This window comes from Planctellipticum variicoloris (genome assembly GCF_030622045.1).
Classification (GTDB): Bacteria; Planctomycetota; Planctomycetia; order Planctomycetales; family Planctomycetaceae; genus Planctellipticum; species Planctellipticum variicoloris.
Genome location: NZ_CP130886.1, coordinates 1,145,216 through 1,162,181 on the forward strand (window position 1 = coordinate 1,145,216; position 16,966 = coordinate 1,162,181).

At 62.4% G+C, this 16,966-nt stretch carries 11 protein-coding genes, 1 tRNA gene and 1 other RNA gene; 4 read left to right on the forward strand and 9 right to left on the reverse strand.

Annotation, left to right across the window (positions count from 1 at the left end; genetic code table 11):
- Positions 1 to 3: 3 nt before the first annotated feature.
- The gene (gene dnaX / locus SH412_RS04535; protein WP_336522328.1) at positions 4 to 1,800 is read right to left on the reverse strand and encodes a DNA polymerase III subunit gamma/tau; all 1,797 of its coding nucleotides are present in this window, start codon (positions 1,798 to 1,800) and stop codon (positions 4 to 6) included.
- A gap of 167 nt (positions 1,801 to 1,967) precedes the next feature.
- An RNA gene (ffs, locus tag SH412_RS04540) (signal recognition particle sRNA small type) lies at positions 1,968 to 2,064 on the reverse strand.
- 280 nt (positions 2,065 to 2,344) lie between these two features.
- Between ffs and SH412_RS04545 the strand changes: the two genes are divergently transcribed.
- Both SH412_RS04545 and SH412_RS04550 read left to right on the forward strand, forming a co-directional pair.
- Positions 2,345 to 4,129, forward strand: a complete 1,785-nt coding sequence (locus tag SH412_RS04545) for an ABC-F family ATP-binding cassette domain-containing protein (protein WP_419555769.1) — start codon at positions 2,345 to 2,347, stop codon at positions 4,127 to 4,129.
- Between the two features lie 264 nt (positions 4,130 to 4,393).
- Positions 4,394 to 5,683, forward strand: coding sequence for a hypothetical protein (locus tag SH412_RS04550; protein ID WP_336522330.1), 1,290 nt, complete (start codon positions 4,394 to 4,396; stop codon positions 5,681 to 5,683).
- Positions 5,684 to 5,703: 20 nt separating this feature from the next.
- On the opposite strand, the gene SH412_RS04555 is transcribed toward SH412_RS04550, so the two are convergent.
- The 5 genes from SH412_RS04555 to SH412_RS04575 all read right to left on the reverse strand — a co-directional run bounded on the left by SH412_RS04555 (position 5,704) and on the right by SH412_RS04575 (position 11,270).
- Positions 5,704 to 6,933 carry an outer membrane protein assembly factor BamB family protein gene (locus SH412_RS04555; RefSeq protein ID WP_336522331.1) on the reverse strand — a complete coding sequence of 410 codons (1,230 nt, stop codon included), beginning with the start codon at positions 6,931 to 6,933 and terminating at the stop codon, positions 5,704 to 5,706.
- Positions 6,934 to 6,996: 63 nt separating this feature from the next.
- A complete protein-coding gene (locus SH412_RS04560) occupies positions 6,997 to 7,755 on the reverse strand; it encodes a DUF3386 family protein (RefSeq protein ID WP_336522332.1) in 759 nt (252 codons plus the stop codon).
- Positions 7,756 to 8,094: 339 nt separating this feature from the next.
- Positions 8,095 to 9,513, reverse strand: a complete 1,419-nt coding sequence (locus SH412_RS04565; protein WP_336522333.1) for a cation:proton antiporter domain-containing protein — start codon at positions 9,511 to 9,513, stop codon at positions 8,095 to 8,097.
- Positions 9,506 to 10,804, reverse strand: a complete 1,299-nt coding sequence (locus tag SH412_RS04570; RefSeq protein WP_336522334.1) for an NAD(P)/FAD-dependent oxidoreductase — start codon at positions 10,802 to 10,804, stop codon at positions 9,506 to 9,508. The genes SH412_RS04565 and SH412_RS04570 overlap by 8 nt, the downstream gene beginning before the upstream one ends.
- Positions 10,805 to 11,196: 392 nt before the next feature.
- Positions 11,197 to 11,270 (reverse strand) — tRNA-Asp (locus SH412_RS04575).
- A 501-nt stretch (positions 11,271 to 11,771) separates the two neighbouring features.
- On the opposite strand from SH412_RS04575, the gene SH412_RS04580 reads away from it, so the two are divergent.
- Together SH412_RS04580 and mobA are read left to right on the forward strand one after the other, a co-directional pair.
- Positions 11,772 to 13,967, forward strand: coding sequence for a glutamine synthetase III family protein (locus SH412_RS04580; protein ID WP_336522335.1), 2,196 nt, complete (start codon positions 11,772 to 11,774; stop codon positions 13,965 to 13,967).
- A 130-nt stretch (positions 13,968 to 14,097) separates the two neighbouring features.
- The gene (gene mobA / locus SH412_RS04585; RefSeq protein WP_336522336.1) at positions 14,098 to 14,727 is read left to right on the forward strand and encodes a molybdenum cofactor guanylyltransferase; all 630 of its coding nucleotides are present in this window, start codon (positions 14,098 to 14,100) and stop codon (positions 14,725 to 14,727) included.
- 32 nt (positions 14,728 to 14,759) lie between these two features.
- Here the strand turns inward: mobA and SH412_RS04590 are convergent, their stop codons facing one another.
- Positions 14,760 to 15,656 (reverse strand): ATP-binding response regulator, encoded by an 897-nt coding sequence (locus tag SH412_RS04590; RefSeq protein WP_336522337.1) that lies wholly within the window; start codon positions 15,654 to 15,656, stop codon positions 14,760 to 14,762.
- 52 nt (positions 15,657 to 15,708) lie between these two features.
- Complete coding sequence (gene aroC, locus SH412_RS04595; RefSeq protein ID WP_419555785.1) at positions 15,709 to 16,854, reverse strand: chorismate synthase; 1,146 nt, start codon at positions 16,852 to 16,854, stop codon at positions 15,709 to 15,711.
- Between the last annotated feature and the right edge of the window lie 112 nt (positions 16,855 to 16,966).

Below are 16,966 nucleotides of genomic sequence, written 5' to 3' on the forward strand. Positions count from 1 at the left end.
TGTCTATTCCTCGGGCAGGTCTCCGCCAGCCGGGGCCTCGACCACCTCGGCCAGAACCTCCTGCCGGAGCCAGCGCTCGATCCCGAAGGTTTTCGCAACTTCCTGGACCAGCGGGTCTTCGGGTGACTCCACCACTTTGCGTCGACTGTTCGTCGGCTGAGCGGGCTGAGGTTTGGCTTCTGGAGCTTCGGTGACCACGGTACGGAACTGAATCCGTACGTCCTGGCCAGTCAGCTCTTTGACCAAACTCTCTAGCCGGGCTTGGACTTCCGGCCGCTCGCACGCCTTCCGTCCGATATCATAGCTCGCAGAAAATGAGAAATCCAGTCGATTTGGTCCGGAAATTGCAGTTGACACGACTTTCGCCAGGTGAGTCCCAGTCATGTCGGTCAAGCGGGACAACATGAGGCGGTGCAGTTCCGCCTCAAGTCCCGGCTGAAATGCGATCACCGGGGGGGGCGCCGCAGCCTCGATTGGAGCCGGATCTCGACTCCCAGTCACCGGCGAATCCGCACCTGAAGCCACCTCCGCCGGAGGGGGCGTCAGTCGCTCATTTTTTTTTTGCGCTGGCAGGCTTGGGGCCGGAACAGGGCTCGTCGAGGCCGCCAGCCGAGGTGGCGGAGCACTCGTCGGACGGGCGGTTCCGCTGGCGACAACGGCATTGCCCGCCTTGAGTTGCGACAGAAGGTCGTCGAGTCGCTCCATATCGGCCAGCAGCGACAGCCGGACGAGAGCCAGCTCGGCGAGCGCCCGACCGTATGTCACCCGCTGCATCCGGCCCTTGGTATCGGCGAAGATCTGCAACGCCGCTACCACGTTCTCCAGACCCCAGCGCCGGGACTGTTCCTGGAGCTTCGGCAGGCAATCCCGCCCCACGCTCAAAAGCTGAACGCCCTCGGCTCCACAGGCAGCGACCATCAGATCCCGGAAATAATTCAACAACTGGTCGGTGAAAGCCTCCAGTTGCACCCCATCATTCAACGCGACTTGAAATTGTGACAAGGCCGCATCGCGCCGCCGGTCGATCATCGCCTCGATCAGATCAATCAACCGCTGGTCGGGCGCCGTCCCCAGCAGGCGATGGACGTCGGCTGCAGTGATGTGCTGCGCGCCGAAGGCCAGGAGCTGGTCGAACAGGGACTGGCTGTCACGCATTGAACCGGCCGCCCGCCGGGCAACCAGCTCCAGGGCCTCCTGGTCGACCGTGAAGCCTTCTGCCTCAGCGAGCTGCGACAGGCGAATTTCAATGTTGTCGGTAGAAATCGTTCCGAAATCGAACCGCTGGCAGCGGGACAGAATCGTGTCGGGGACTTTATTCGGCTCGGTCGTGCAGAAGACGAATTTGACGAGCGGCGGCGGTTCTTCCAGCGTCTTCAGGAGGGCGTTGAACGCCTCCTTCGTCAGCATGTGAACTTCGTCGATAATGTAGACTTTGTACTTCGACCGCATCGAGCGGACGTTGACGTTCGCCCGCAGCGAGCGGATGTCGTCGATGCCGCGATTCGAGGCGCCGTCGATCTCGGACACGTCAACGTCGTTGCCCGCGGAAATGCCCCGGCAGATCTCGCACTCGTTGCAGGGGACGCCGTCTTTGGTGTTTGGACAGTTCAGGGCCTTTGCGAATATCCGGGCCATCGACGTCTTGCCGACGCCCCGCGCCCCGGTGAAGAGATAGGCGTGGGCGACTCGGTTTTCGAGGATGGCGTTGCGCAGCGTCTGAGCGATGCGCTCCTGGCCGACGACTTCCGAAAACGTCTGCGGGCGGAAGCGTCGAGCGAGTGCGGTGTATTGCGTATCCATGCCGGCAAAGTCCCGGGAAAAGCCGCCCCGGCGGATGGCCGAACAGGCAGACTGCGGAGAGCTTGCCGGGGCCGTCGCATGGTACCATTTCGCCCGCGCCGCGGCAGGGGACTCAGCCCGATTGGCGGTCCGTGCGGCTCGATTGCAAAAAAGGAACGGGGAGCCGCAAAGCTGCCTCCGTCCGCACCTGAGAACCAACTGCTTAGGGCTGCTTCAGTTACGACCTGACCCGGTTCACACGGCCTCACCGCGAAAAGAGGCAGCTTTCCGACTCCCCGCCTGCCGACGCAATGCGAAGGCCCGAAAGGCCACAGTCCCAGTATTTGTTTCCGCCGCCGGAAGTCAAGTTCGCACAGGGAATTCGGTCGACTTTGGCGGCGGCCTGGACGGAACGCGAGCAGGTCGGTTTGGACCGGTCAGGGTTCCGGTCGGACGGGATTTCGGTAAGATTCAGGCTCAGGCTGCCTTCGGGCATCGGGCTGCCGGTCCGGCAGTCATTAAGTCGACTTCGTTTTTTGTCCGTTTCAGCGAGGGTTTCCGCCGGATGGCCGTGTTGATGCAGATCAGGAACGCCCATAAGAATTATGGGTCGCAGGTGTTGCTGGACGGAGCGGAAGCTGCGCTGACGGAAGACGTCAAGGTGGGGTTTGTCGGCCGGAACGGAGCCGGGAAAAGTACCCTGCTGCGGATTCTGCTCGGCGAAGAGGAGCTGGATCAGGGCGAAGTCACGCGCTCGAACAACCTGCGGCTGGGGTATCTGCGGCAGCACGATCCCTTCAAACCTGGCGAAACCGCCCTCGAGTTTCTGATGCGCGACAGCGGCCAGCCTGACTGGAAGTGCGGTGAAGTCGCCGGTCAGTTCGAATTGAAGGGGGCCTATCTCGACGGGCCGATCGCCAAGCTCTCCGGCGGCTGGCAGACCCGCGTCAAGCTGGCGGCCCTGCTGCTGCACGAGCCCAACCTGCTCCTGCTGGACGAACCGACCAACTTCCTCGATCTGCGGACACAGATTCTGCTGGAGCACTTTCTGCGGAACTATCGCGAGGCCTGCCTGATTGTTTCGCACGACCGGTCCTTCCTGCAGGAAACGTGCACGCACACGCTCGACCTGACCCGCGGCAAGCTCACGATGTTTCCTGGAAAGATCGAAGCCTATCTCGAATATCAGCGGGACCAGAAGGAACATAAAGAACGGTCCAACGCCGCAGTCCTTGCCAAACGCAAACACCTCGAAGAATTCATCGCCAAGAACAAAGCCCGCGCCAGCACGGCGACGCAGGCCCGTTCCAAGAGCAAGCAGCTCGAACGTCTGGAAACGATCGAGATCGAAGCCGATGAGCCGACGGCGTGTATCCGTGCGCCGCAGGTCGATCCCCGCCAGGGACCGGCGGTCCGCTGCCGCGACGTGGCGATTGGCTACGCCGAGCGGAAAATTGCTGACGACATCACGCTGGAAATCGATCACGGCACGCGGGCGGCGATCGTGGGAGACAACGGCCAGGGGAAAACCACGTTCCTGCGGACGCTCGTCGACTCCCTGAAGCCGCTGGCGGGCGACGTTCGCTGGGGTCACGGCTGCCAGATCGGTGTCTACGCCCAGCACGTCTACACCAGCCTGCCCGAGAAGCAGACTGTTCTCGATTACCTCTATGCCCAGGCGGCGCCGGGAACCCGCGACCAGCAGATTCTGGATCTGGCGGGCGCCATGCTGTTCCGCGGCGAAGCGGTGCAGAAGAAAGTCTCGGTCCTCTCCGGCGGCGAGCGCGCCCGGCTCTGCATGGCCGGTCTGCTCCTCAGTCAGTGCAACGTTCTGATCCTCGACGAACCGGGCAACCACCTCGACGTTGACACGATCGAAGCCCTCGCCGAGGCGTTGATCGCCTACAAGGGGACGGTGATCTTCACCAGCCACGACCGGCACTTCATGAAGCGGGTGGCCAACTGCATCATCGAAGTCCGCGACGGCCGGGTTACCCTCTACGGCGGTCAGTACGACGCGTATCTGTACTCGGTCAACAAGGAGATCGAAGAAGGCGAGCGCGAAGAAGCCGCCCGCCGGGCGAAGGTTCCCCCGGTTCCGGGCCGCGAATCGACGCCGGTCGCCAAAGGACCGAAGAAGAACGAACGCGAACTGCGGAAAGAGATGTCGACCGTCGAGAAAACAATCGCACGGCTCGACGACGAGAAGAAGAAGGTCCACGCGGCGCTGATGCAGGCGACAGACGCGATTGAAGCAATGAGGCTGCACGATGAGCAGGAGGCGATTGCCGCGCAGCTCGTCGACGCCGAAGAACGCTGGTGTGAACTGCAGGCGGAACTGGAAGAGTAAGAGTTCTCGGGGAGACGCAGAGGGAAGAGGAGTTCGCGGAGAAGAACCAGAATTTGACGCAACGACATAGCGCGTTGAATCGCGAAGGCAAAACGGCAGGTTCTGACGACGAACCGCAGTTGGCGCGTCATGAGGCCCGGTCAGGGGCGAATCCCTGTCGCCCAGCGGCGTAAATCCTGGGCGACTCGCTCTGTAGCCCGTTTCAGGACGGCGCGTTACAAATTCGGCCACACGTCGTTCCCGAATATTCCGTCAGGACGTCGCATGTCGACAGTACCGGCCGTCAAGCCACCGCGCCTTACTTCGCTGGACCAGTTCCGCGGCTACACCATGCTGGGAATGCTGCTGGTCAATTTCCTCGGCGGATACTCGATCTGTCCGCGAATTCTTAAACACTCCCACGACTACTGCAGCTACGCCGACACCATTATGCCGCAGTTTCTTTTTGCGGCCGGCTTTGCGCTCCGGCTGAGCCTCGGGCGTCGCCTGGAAGCGGGCGGGAAGATGCCCTGGGGGCGGGCGCTCCGCCGAATTCTGGGGCTGGCGCTGGTCGCCGTGATCTGGTATTCGTTCTGTGACCTGCGTGGAATGATTGACAAGTTCAACACTCAGGATCTCGCCAGCGTTCTCTACAGCCAGGCGAAACGGGGCTGGTTTCAGACGCTGATGCACATCGCCGTGACTTCGCTCTGGATCCTGCCGGTGATCTCCGCCTCGGTCCGGGTGCGGATTGCCTATGCTGTGGCATCCGGCGTGCTGCATATCGTGCTGTCCTGGTGGTTCAATTTTGTGTGGGTGAACTCTGCCCCGAATGGAATCGACGGCGGTCCGCTCGGATTTCTGACATGGACCGTTCCCGCCATCTGCGGCACGCTGGCCTGCGACGCCGCCCGCGCAAGGGGAACCGCTGCCGTGCGCAGCCTGGCCCTGTGCGGAATCGGAGTCATGGCGCTGGCGTGGGGCATGTCCTGCGGGACAGTCCTCTACAACGTGCCGTTGGCTCGTGCTCAATCGACGGTCCTGCCGGCAGTTCCGTCCGGCACGATCGACGATTCCGGCGATCGGGACAGCATCGACGCCTTTCGGACCACGCCGCCGATCGTCGCACCAGCACCCGGAGTCACCAAACTGGCGCCCGATCCGGTTCTGCCGTCTCTCGAACGCCTGCGGGCCTGGGACGGCGGTCTGGTGGAACCTCCCTTCGTCCCCCCGCCCGACGCGATGCGACGTCAGTGGAACTACTGGATGATGAGCCAGCGGAGCGGCAATCTCTCGTATCCGACGTTCGCGGCGGGTCTGTCGCTGCTGCTCTATGCCGGGTTTCTGGGGGCCTGCGATGGTTGGGGATGGACCTTGGGAATCTTCCGTACGCTGGGAACCAACTCGCTGGCCGCTTATCTCCTGCACGACATTGCCGGCTGGACTGTCGCCATCTGGTTCCCCGAGTCCTCTCCGTCGGTGCTCCTCACTCTGACCGGCTTTGCGTGCTTTACGGCGTCGGTCTACGCCGTCTGCCGGTTCCTGGAGTGGCGGGGCTGGTATCTCAGAGTCTGATTCGGGACGGGCCGCATTCGCTATTGCGGAACGCCGCTGCCGCCGAGCCGCCACAGCTTGCTCCCGGATCGAACGATCAACGCTCCGTGGACGGCGGCGACGCCATAGATCCGGCCTTCGAGCGTCAATGTGTTCTCCGCCAGTCGTTCCTTTTCCGGGCCAGCGCGATAAACGACGGTCTGGCCTCCCTTGGTGAAGAAGTAGACGCGATCCTCAACCGCCAGCGGCGAGGCCCAGCAGGAGTCGGGGAGCCGCTCGTTCCAGAGCGTCTTTCCACTTCGGGGATCCACCGCGTAGAGAACGCCCGCCTTGCTCACGAACCACGCCGTTCCCCTCGCCAGCAGCGGCGATGCAAATGAGGATGTGACGTCCTCGGATCGCCACTGGACTGCCGTCGCAGAAACATCCCCCTGGCCCCCCGGCTGCACGGCAAGATTCTGGTTCGCCTTGCTGGAGCCGACGAGGACGACATCGCCGATACAGGTCGGCGAATTCGTCGTGTTGCCGTCGACGCCCTCGACCCGCCAGACCCGCTCACCGGTCTCCGCCCGATACCCCTCGACGGCCCCGTTCGAACTGACGACGATCTCGGTCGAGTCGCCGACCGTGCGGATGGCCGGCGTGGACCACGACGTCCGGGATTTGCGGTCGACTTTCCAGCGGTTGTCTCCGCTGGCCTTGTCGGCGGCGAGGAGATACGACGGGCCCGCATGGTCGATCAGCACAATCACGCTGTTGCCCGCGGCCGTCAACGAAGACCCGATGCCGTGGTTTCCCTGGAACTCGCCGTATTCTTTGACCAGCGACCGCTGCCAGACCGGCTCGCCGGCATGTGTCAGCGCCAGCAGGTCGCCGCTTTCAAAGAACGCGTAAACCCGGTCGGCATCGACGACCGGCGTGGGGGCGCCCCGGCTGACATAGTCGCTGACTTTGACCTTCTGCGTCGCCGGAAACTCGCGGGACCAGACCTGCTGGCCGTCGGCGAGTGAAAAAGCCGAGACGACGATCATTTCCTTTTCCTCTCCCTTTGCGGAGGTGACGAAGATCTGATCTCCCCAGACGACGGGGCTTGATTGACCATAGCCCGGAATTTCGGCGGTCCAGGCGACGTGCTCGGTATCGCTCCAGGTCAGCGGGAGTTGACGGGCTGCTGTCGTGCTTGTCCCGTCGCCACGAAAACCTGGCCAGTGTTCGCCCGGGGTGGCGGACGCGATTGCGAAAAACAGTCCATACAGAATGCCGTCGAGCATGGAACAGTCACTTTCCAGAAGCGGGCGTATGGGAGGAACGTGCGAGGCGCCGTCGGCGACGGGTCACCGGCTGACTGCGGTCGTGGCCGTTCGGGCCAGCAGACGCGGTTCGGACAGTTCCAGCCGTTGTGTCGACCGCGTCTCCCTGCCGGTGTTGATGGCGGCCCACCACAGGCTTGGAACTGCGACGCCGTCGACGAATTTCCATTCGGTGTGAACCTGCCGGCTGCTGATCAGGTCTCCCGTCGCTTTGTCCCACGTCGTCACCGCAAAGTCCTGCGGCAGGTGCTTTCCGTCCGGGGTCCGCAGGACGTCGGAAACGCTGATGACGAAGTGCGTCTTCTCGGTGAAACGATGGACTTCCGTCATGACGTCGCCCCGGACGCGCCACTGGCTTTTCTCGGCCGGATCCTTGGAGCGGATGAGACGCCCCATCGGGTGCGTCGCGTCGTCATCCGCAAATTCGACGTTAAGGTTAGCGTCACTGTCAGCCAGTCGATGGCCGACCAGCGAGTCGAGCGTCCGTGTGATCCACTCGAAGCCCTCGGAATTCGACAGGTCGAGCTTCAACTTGCCATCGGCGGCGACTGTGACATGCCCCGATACGCTCCGCCCGTTCGTTGCCGCCGTCAGCTTTGCTTCAAAGCCGGGGAATGCGTGCCAGGCGACCCGCCCGTCGTGACCAGCCTGCATGAGCTGAGCTGCGGTCGGCTCGGCGGCGACCGCCTGCGTAAGCCAGAGGGCCATTGCCACGAAGCCGCCGGCGGAGAGCCAGTAGCCAACCGCAGTCATGAGTGATTGACGGGAGGAATGAAACATCATGGATCGCGACTTTCCGGGGAGTGAGAGGAGATTTCGGTCGTCCGAGTTCCCGACGGCCCGTCGATGTTGCGCCCCGGTCCTCCATGGTGATGGAGCGCAAAGAGAGCGGCAGCAGCGGGGACGTGAACGGAGAGGGCCGATCACGGGGCGTGGTCAGTCACAACAGGCGGAGCCGGTTGGACGCAGGCGTTGGCGAGCGGGCTGCCGGTAAGGTCGCTGGCTGGCGATGAGACTGAGATTCAATCTCAGTGTCGGCAGTTTATGCCCCCAAGGGGGGCGTTGCAAGCCTCGGCCTTGCGATTCCCTCTGCGCCGAGCTCCGCATCGGTCGGTTGCCGGCTCAACTCCGGGACGGACGTTCGGCTGGAGAAAGTCGGCTCAAGATCGGCGCGGTCGCCAGGGTCGTCGCCAGCGCCATCAGGACCATCATGGCAAACAGCTCGGGCGAAATGATTTTCAGCGACAGGCCAACATTCAGGACGATCAGTTCCATCAGGCCCCGCGTATTCATCAGGATGCCCAGCGCGGCCGATGTTCGCCAATCCAGCCCGACGGCGCGGGAAGCCACCAGGGTGCCTCCCAGCTTGCCGATGGTGGCGACAAGAATGATCGCAGCGCACATCAGCCAGCGATCCGTTCCGACGATCAGCCCGATTTGAGTATTCATGCCGGTAATTGCGAAAAACGCCGGAAGGAACAGGACTGTAACCACCATGCGCAGTTGATTGGTCAGCGATTTCGCCAGCGCGCTGTCGTGCGGAATCATGGAGCCGAAGAGAAACGCGCCAAACACCGCATGGATGCCGATGATCTCCGTGGTGAGGGAGGCCATCAAGAGCCCAATCAGCACCAGCGGCCCGGCGCGCAGCTCCGATTTGCAATGTGTGGTCCAGGCGATCCAGTTGCGGATCAGCGGCTGTACAACGCCAATCATCACCCCCAGGAAGAGCACGGTTGCAGCCGCAATCGTCACGGCATCTCCCACCCGTGCCTGAGCGACGCCCACGACGAATGCGAGCAGCCACCACGCCGTCACGTCGTCGGCCGCAGCGCAACTCAGAGCGATGACTCCCAGATCGGATTTGTCGAGCCCCCGGTCCGTCAGAATGCGCGCCAGGACCGGAAATGCGGTGATCGACATTGCGACGGCCAGGAACAGCGCAAAGCTTGTAAACGGAACGTCGCTGCTGGACAGGACCGGGTATAGCCAGAGCGCCAGAACCCCGCCGAGCACGAATGGCAGCACGATACTGGCATGAGAGATCGCCACAGCAATGTGGGCGTTGCGACCGACTTTTTCCAGATTCAGTTCCAGGCCGACCACGAACATGTAGAGCACAATGCCCAGTTGGGCCACGACGTTCAATGCCGCCACCACCAGCCCCTGCGGATCGGTCTCCGGGCCGGGAATGAACCAGTGCATGGCTTCCGGCGAGATCGCACCGAGGACGGACGGTCCCAGCAGGATCCCGGCGATCACTTCGCCGATGACGGCCGGTTGGCCAATGCGTCGGAACAGCCAGGCCAGCAGGTTTCCCAGGCCGATGACCGCGGTCAGCGTGGTCATCACATGCACGACCACATTGACGTGCCGGGAACTTTCGAAGACCGCCGCGGCTTTTGCATTTGCCGCAGGGACCGACAGCTCCTCGTGAAACCGGCAGATGCCCCAGAAAATCCCGACGGCGGCAATCAGCAACAGCAGATAAACCGGCAATACGGCGATCGAGGGTCGGCGGATCGAGCCGGATTCACTCATCGCTGCCGGCTTCCGCTGCAACGGGCCGGGCAGCGGCCAGCGTCGCCAGCTCCTGCTCGCGTTCCGCCCGCATTTCATCCATCAGCGGCCAGAGCACGTCGACGTCGTCCTTGAACACGTCGCCGATCAGAACGTCCGTCACGTAGTCCTTCAGGTGCGGGTGCCGTCGGACAAACCGGCCGAAGCTGAATCCGTTGTAAAACTCCATCACCAGCCGCTGCATACGGTCCACGCCTCGGACAAATGCCGGTTCCCAGTCGCCGATCTGGTCGGCGGACGTGTCGTTCTTCGACAGACCGGTGCAGATCGAGTCGGCGGCGAGTTGTCCCGACTTGAGCGCCATCAGCACTCCCGAGGAGTACAGGGGATCCAGGAAGCCGTAGGCGTCTCCGACGAGCACCCAGCCGTCGCCCGCCGCCCTGCGGGAACGGTAGGAGTATTCTTTCTGGGCGCGGAAGATGTCGCAGCGCTCGGCGTTGGCGATTCGCGGCTGCACTCCCGGGCACCTGGCGACTTCTTGAAAGAAGATCTCTTCGAAGTCGGTGGTTCCGCGATCGCGGAACAGGTAGTCGTGTCCTCCCACCACGCCGACGCTGACGACGTCATCGTGAAGGGGGATGTACCAGAACCAGGCTTTTTTGTCCTTAACCTGCAGGACGATCGTGGCGCCTTCGTCGCGGCCGGTATCCCGGAACGCCCCCTTCCAGTAGGTCCAGACGGCGGCCTTCTTCAGTTCCGGGTACCACTCGCGCAGGCCGAGTTTGCCGATCAGCATCGACTGCTGGCCGGTGGCGTCGACCACGACTTTCGCACGGACTTCGCGTGAGGCGGACTCGCCATCGAGCGTGACGCGAACGCCGACGGCGCGATCGCCGTCGAACAGGACGTCGTGGACTCGGGCGCCTTCATGGGCTTCCACTCCCTGCTCGCGGGCGTTCTCCAGCATGAGTTGGTCAAACTCGCTCCGGCGGACCTGCCAGGTCTGCGAGGATTCGTGGGGCCGGTGGTCGCAGAAATAGAAGGGTTCGGACAGCCGGCCCTTGTCGGTCACAAATTGCACGCTGTACTTGCGGACGAAGTGACTTCCCTTGAGTTTGTCGAGCATTTTCAGGCGATCGAGGACCCAGTAGGTCTGCGGGATCAGCGATTCGCCGATGTGAAAGCGAGGGAAGTGGTCGCGCTCGTAGAGGACGACGCGGTATCCCTGCTGGGCGATCAGCGTCGCGGTCGTCGTTCCTGCCGGTCCGCCGCCGATCACGACGACATCGTATTGCTGGGCATTGGAAGGCATGGAGGTCTCCTGGGGATGTCGTTGCGGGGGAATATCGGCAAAATACTTGTCGAAACAAGTCTTGTCAAGACATCTGTTTCGGCCAGCGAGTTCTTTGGGCGTTCGCGATTGTGGAATTGGAATCCAAATATTAACGGATCTTGGCCGGCTCGATCATCAATTTCGGCGTCAGGCGGCGAAAGATGGGTGACGGGATCGCCGCGCCAGGGGTCGCTGATCGCTGCTGGGCATTGTGTATGCGGCCGATGTCTCTCGGAGGCCGCTGGTGAGTTCGGGATACTGATTCTGAGGAGGTGTAAACGAAAACACACCAGGCATGACAGCCTGGTGTGTTCTCAAAATTGTGAAGCGAACTGCTGTTGCGACGAATCGGGCAATCAGCCAGTTCTATACGAGGCCGGCGGGGCTCGAACCCGTAACCTCCGGATCGACAGTCCGGTGCTCTAACCAATTGAGCTACGGCCCCAACACGTGGCGTCAACCGCGTGCGGTGGGCTGATTCTACAGCCCGACAGACACCCGTCAAGCGACCGGGTTCATTCCGCAGCGAGGAAAATCTCAGAAGTCGAATCTCCTGCTGACAGAACAGGTTGTCGAGGTCTTGCTCGAAAGCTTCATGAGACGCTTCGGGGCTGCTGGCCGGCATTTTCCGGCTCCAGAACTTGCCTTTCGGCAATCTTGGCGTCAGGCCACCTGTTTCCGCAGAAGATCTGCGGCGACTGAGGGGATTTCGGTGGCGGGAGCAAAGTTGTTCTCGACGCCTTTAAGGGTTGCGCGAAAACTGTGCTGTCGTGCTTGTTTTCTTGGCGGTCCTGGTGGTGGCTGCTCGCTAGGAAATCCGTCGATTCCTGCTAGAGTCTGAGGCAGTTGAAACTCCATCAATGGCGGCACGCTGGTTGCACTCTCATCGGGCACTGGGTGACCACCAGGATTGGCCCCTCCACCGTTACAGCAGGAAAGTGAGAACATGAGCGGCAGCAGTGCGCGGCTGAATGCAATCTCGGCAGTGACGAATTACAAGCCCCTTTCGGCCCCATTGAGTTTTGCGGAAACTCCGGCTGGAGAAGTGTTTGGGACAAATGTCTTCAGCATCAAGGTTATGAAGGACCGGCTGCCGAAGAGCATCTTCAAATCGGTGATGAAGACTCTCGAAGCGGGAGAACCGCTCGACGGCTCCGTTGCCGATACGGTTGCGGCCGCGATGAAGGATTGGGCGATCGAGAAGGGGGCGACGCACTACGCCCACGTGTTCTATCCGCTGACCGGATTGTCGGCCGAGAAGCACGACAGTTTTTTGTCGCCGGACGGGACTGGCGGCGCGATCGCCGAGTTCAGCGGCTCGCAGTTGATTCAAGGTGAGCCGGATGCGTCGAGTTTCCCGTCGGGCGGTATTCGCGCGACGTTCGAAGCCCGCGGTTACACTGCGTGGGATGTGACGAGCCCGGCGTACATTCTGGAGAATCCGAACGGAACGACGCTCTGCATCCCGACGGCGTTTTTCTCATGGACCGGCGAAGCGCTGGACAAGAAGACTCCGCTGCTGCGTTCGATGAAGGCGCTGAACACTCAGGCCCAGCGAATCCTGAAGCTGTTCGGCCACAAGAATGTAGCGATGGTGACGGCCACGTGCGGTCCCGAGCAGGAATACTTCCTGATCGATCGGAACTTCTACTTCGCCCGTCCGGATCTGATTGCCGCTGGCAGGACGCTGTTCGGGGCGCCGCCTCCGAAGGGTCAGGAGTTTGCCGATCAGTATTTCGGGTCGATTCCGGATCGCGTGCTGGCCTGCATGCTGGAGACCGAGCGGGAACTGTACAAGCTTGGAGTGCCGGTCAAAACCCGCCACAACGAAGTGGCGCCGAGCCAGTACGAAATCGCTCCGATGTACGAGAACGCCAACGTGGCGGCGGATCATCAGCAGATCCTGATGCTCACGCTCAAGCGCGTGGCTGAAAAGTACGGCATGACGTGTATCCTGCACGAGAAGCCGTTTGCCGGCGTCAACGGATCGGGAAAGCACCTCAACTGGTCGCTGGGTAGCTCCACTCAGGGCAATTTGCTGGAACCGGGTAAGACACCGCACGAGAACATGCAGTTCCTCGTGTTTTGCGCGGCGGTGATCCGCGCGGTGCATAAGCACTCGACGCTGCTGCGGGCCGTTGTGGCGCATGCCGGCAACGATCATCGGCTGGGAGCGAACGAGGCCCCCCCCGCGATTATCTCGATCTTCCTCGGCGAGCAACTGGCCGATGTGTTCGAGCAGATCAAGCAGTCCGGCTCCGCAACGAGCAGCAAGCAGCCTGGCGTGATGACCGTGGGCGTCGATACGTTGCCGCCGTTGCCGAAGGACGCCGGGGATCGCAACCGCACGAGTCCGTTTGCGTTTACCGGCAACAAGTTTGAATTTCGGGCGGTCGGTTCGGCTCAGTCCCTTTCGGGACCGCTGGTGGCTCTCAATACGATTATGACCGAGTCGCTGGACGACATCGCCACTGAGCTGGAGAAGGCGACGGGCGGCGACCCGTCGAAGCTTGCTCCGGCCGTGCAGACCCTGCTCAAGAATATTATCAACGAGCATGGCGCGGTGGTGTTCAACGGGGACGGCTACTCGGAGGAGTGGCAGCAGGAAGCGGCGAAACGCGGTCTGCCCAATCTTAAGCAGACCGTGGACGCGCTTTCGTCGATCACCAACCCCGCGGTGATCTCGATGTTCGAGAAATATAAGGTCCTGTCGAAGCGGGAACTCGAAAGCCGGCAGGAGATTTACTTCGAGCAGTATGTCCTGACGCTCAACGTCGAGGCGAATGTCGCTCACGAAGTCGCGAAGACGACGATTTATCCGGCGGCGGTTCGGTACCAGTCCGAACTGGCCTCGGCGGCCGCGAACTGCAAGGCTGCGGGAGTCGCGTTTGACGTCGCAATTCTCGATAAGGTCAGCGGGCTGATCAAGTCGCTGCTGGAGAAGATTGGCGCTCTGGAGCAGCTTCTGCCGGGGCATGGCGGCCATGGCGTGGCCAATCCGACCGAGGCCGCTATGAAGTGCGCCAAGGAAATCAAGCCGGCGCTGAACGGACTGCGCCAGGTCGTCGACGAACTGGAAGGCGTCGTCGCCGACGACTACTGGCCGTTGCCGACCTACGCCGAGATGCTGTTTATCAAGTAGGGGCGTTGCGGCAGGATGGGCCGCTGACGATTGCGGATTGCCGACGGCTCCGGGAGACTCAGGTCTTCCTGGGCCGTCGGCGTTTTCGTACGGATGGTCCGAGGATTGGAGGTCCACGAGGCCTGGTCAAATGGTTGAACGAGAACCGGGGCTGGCGGCGATACTTCTGGCCGGCGGGCAAAGTCGCCGGATGGGACAGCCGAAGGCATGGCTCCCGATTGATGGAGAAACCTTCCTGCAGCGGATTGCCCGGACGATCTGCCAGGTTGCCGGCGAACTGGTGGTGGTCGCGGCGGACGGGCAGGACTTGCCCGTTCTGCCGGACGGGGTGCTTGTCGTGCGCGACGCGGTCGCAGGAGCGGGGCCGCTGGCGGGGCTCGAGACCGGCTGGCGCGCCCTGCGGGCGCAGCCGAGGCGAGTTTTCCTCAGCGGCTGTGATACGCCGTTCCTGAAGCCGGAATTCGTTCGCGTCGTGTCCCGATTCTGCGGCGAACGGGAGGCTGCGGTTCCGGTGATCGATGGCCGCCGTCATCCGCTGGCCGCGTGCTATGCGTTCGGCGTGTTGCCGCGGCTTTCAGCCCTGGTGGCGACGGGCGAACGGAGAATGCAGGCGTTTCTGGAGCGGCTGTCGATGTACGAATTACATGCTGAGGAATTCAGCAGCGTCGATCCACGGCTGCTGTCGCTGGTTAATATCAATACGCCTGAGGATTGGGCAGTCTGGCGAGACGCGACGGCGTCCGCGGTCCGTGACGGCTGAGTCGTGCAGTCCACCTCCGCCAATCTCAGGCATTACGTGACCGGTTTGGTTGGCGCGAGTTTGACGAGAGTGACTTCGTTGCCGCGGCTGCTGTACTCGACCCGGTCCATGAACGTCCGGATGAGCAGCACGCCTCGACCGCCGATGTCGGCAATATGCTCAGGCGTCCGCGGATCGGGAAGTTTCGCCGGATCGAACCCCGGGCCTTCGTCCCGGATGACAAACCGGACTTCATCGCGAGAAATGGCGGATCGGACGTCGACGGTCCGACGGGAGTACGGGGGGAGATTGCGCCGCCGCTCCGATTCCTCATGCCAGCGGGTTCCGTCGCCGCTCCGCAACGCGGAACTGAGTTCAAGGTTGCCGTGGTAGACCGCGTTCTCCAGGGTTTCGGTCAGTGCGACGCAGATTCTGAGGCGTGTCCGGTCATCGGCAAACTCCAGGAGCTGCAGGGTTTCCTGGAAGTGACACACGAGAGCGGGAATGAGTGCCGGTGAATTGTCGATTACGAATCGGTCCGACGTTTCCCTCCAACAGGCCATCAGATGGCGATGCCGTCGCGCGGCACGCGACAGGCCGAGCAGCTTCTGGATCGTGCGCTGAAAATCTCTCGACAGACGTCGCTTCGGGATGTAGCTGGTTGCTCCGCGCAGCAACGCCTCGGTCGCCAGATCTTCGTTTCCCTGATCGGTCATCAGGACCGAAGGGATTCGCGGGAATCTGCGGCTGATTTCTTCGACGAGCTCCAGGCCGTCAGACTCCGGAAGCCTGTAGGCCGTCAGGATCAGATCCGGCGGGACATCCTCCAGTTGCGTCAGGGCCGAACTGGCGTCCGTGACAACCAGCGCCTCGTGCCCGAGGCACTCCAGCGTCGGCAGGATCAATTCGGTGACTGCAGAATCAGGTTCGACGACCAGGATTCGCGACATGCTTGTGCTCCTTCACAGTCCGTTGTTGTCGCCCGTTGCTCCTTCGGACGATTCAGTCGCCGACGACCCCGCGCCAACTTTTTTGCGCCTGCCAGCGGAGCCAGTGATCGACCAGCACGATGGCAACCATCGCCTCTGCCATGGGGATGAATCGCGGCAGCAGGCAGGGGTCGTGCCGTCCCTTCGTCTGGATTGTCGCCGGCTCGCCTTCACGCGTAACGGTCGGCTGCTGCTGAGGCAGACTGCTCGTCGGCTTGACGGCGGCCCGGAGCACGATGGGCTGTCCGCTGGTAATGCCGCCCAGCATTCCGCCATGGCGGTTTGACGCTGTAGAGATTCCGGGACGTCCCTGCCGCGGGTGGGCGGGATCGGGGACGAAGGCATCGTTGTTCTGGCTGCCGCGCAGCGTCACGCAGCCAAATCCGACGCCGTACTCGACACCCAGGACCGCGGGGAGGCTGAACAGCGCCTTGGCGAGATCCGCCTTCAACTTGTCGAAGACTGGTTCTCCGAGGCCCGCGGGAACTCCGGTCGCGACAATTTCGGCGGCGCCGCCGATGGAATCCTGTTCTCTCCGGACGCGTTCAATCAATTCCACCATCCGCGCGGCGGCTTCGGGATCGGGGCAGCGGACGATGTTCGGGCTGCCATCCGGGAGAGTTTCCACTTGCTGCAGAGTGACTGCAGCAGGATTCTCGATCGTCGCGTGAATATCGCCGACCTGCAGCACGTAGCCGACGACCCGGGCGCCGCAGGCTTCCGCGAGGATCTTCTTCGCGACTACGCCGGCTGCCACGCGGGAGGTGGTTTCGCGGGCGCTGCTCCGGCCGCCGCCGCGGTAGTCGCGGAAGCCATACTTAGCGTCGAACGTGTAGTCCGCATGGCCGGGTCGATACAGGTCCTTGATGTCGCCGTAGTCCCGGCTGCGCTGGTCTTCATTGCGAATCAGGATTGCCAGGCTCGTGCCCGTCGTCCGTCCCTCAAAGACCCCCGAAAGAATCTCAGGTGTATCGGATTCCTTCCGTTGAGTCACGATGTGGCTCTGGCCGGGACGTCGGCGATCAAGATCGACCTGCAGGTCCTCGACGGAAAGGGGGATTCCCGGCGGGACGCCGTCCAGAATGACGACATTGCCCGGGCCGTGGCTTTCGCCTGCGGTCGTAATCTTGAACGCCTGTCCGAACGAGTTTCCAGCCATGTTTGGATTGTAGTAGACGAACAGCAGGCGATCCAAGCCCGGCGGACTGGTGCGCATTCGCCGGGGATTCGCCGGGAATCTCATTGCGGGCTGGCTGTTGAAATGCGGATGA

What these genes read in the sequence shown, in the direction of transcription:
- dnaX (WP_336522328.1), bottom strand. Translation starts at nt 1,800, where the DNA reads ATGGATACGCAATACACCGCACTCGCTCGACGCTTCCGCCCGCAGACG.
- SH412_RS04545 (WP_419555769.1), top strand. Translation starts at nt 2,345, where the DNA reads ATGGCCGTGTTGATGCAGATCAGGAACGCCCATAAGAATTATGGGTCG.
- SH412_RS04550 (WP_336522330.1), top strand. Translation starts at nt 4,394, where the DNA reads ATGTCGACAGTACCGGCCGTCAAGCCACCGCGCCTTACTTCGCTGGAC.
- SH412_RS04555 (WP_336522331.1), bottom strand. Translation starts at nt 6,933, where the DNA reads ATGCTCGACGGCATTCTGTATGGACTGTTTTTCGCAATCGCGTCCGCC.
- SH412_RS04560 (WP_336522332.1), bottom strand. Translation starts at nt 7,755, where the DNA reads ATGATGTTTCATTCCTCCCGTCAATCACTCATGACTGCGGTTGGCTAC.
- SH412_RS04565 (WP_336522333.1), bottom strand. Translation starts at nt 9,513, where the DNA reads ATGAGTGAATCCGGCTCGATCCGCCGACCCTCGATCGCCGTATTGCCG.
- SH412_RS04570 (WP_336522334.1), bottom strand. Translation starts at nt 10,804, where the DNA reads ATGCCTTCCAATGCCCAGCAATACGATGTCGTCGTGATCGGCGGCGGA.
- SH412_RS04580 (WP_336522335.1), top strand. Translation starts at nt 11,772, where the DNA reads ATGAGCGGCAGCAGTGCGCGGCTGAATGCAATCTCGGCAGTGACGAAT.
- mobA (WP_336522336.1), top strand. Translation starts at nt 14,098, where the DNA reads ATGGTTGAACGAGAACCGGGGCTGGCGGCGATACTTCTGGCCGGCGGG.
- SH412_RS04590 (WP_336522337.1), bottom strand. Translation starts at nt 15,656, where the DNA reads ATGTCGCGAATCCTGGTCGTCGAACCTGATTCTGCAGTCACCGAATTG.
- aroC (WP_419555785.1), bottom strand. Translation starts at nt 16,854, where the DNA reads ATGGCTGGAAACTCGTTCGGACAGGCGTTCAAGATTACGACCGCAGGC.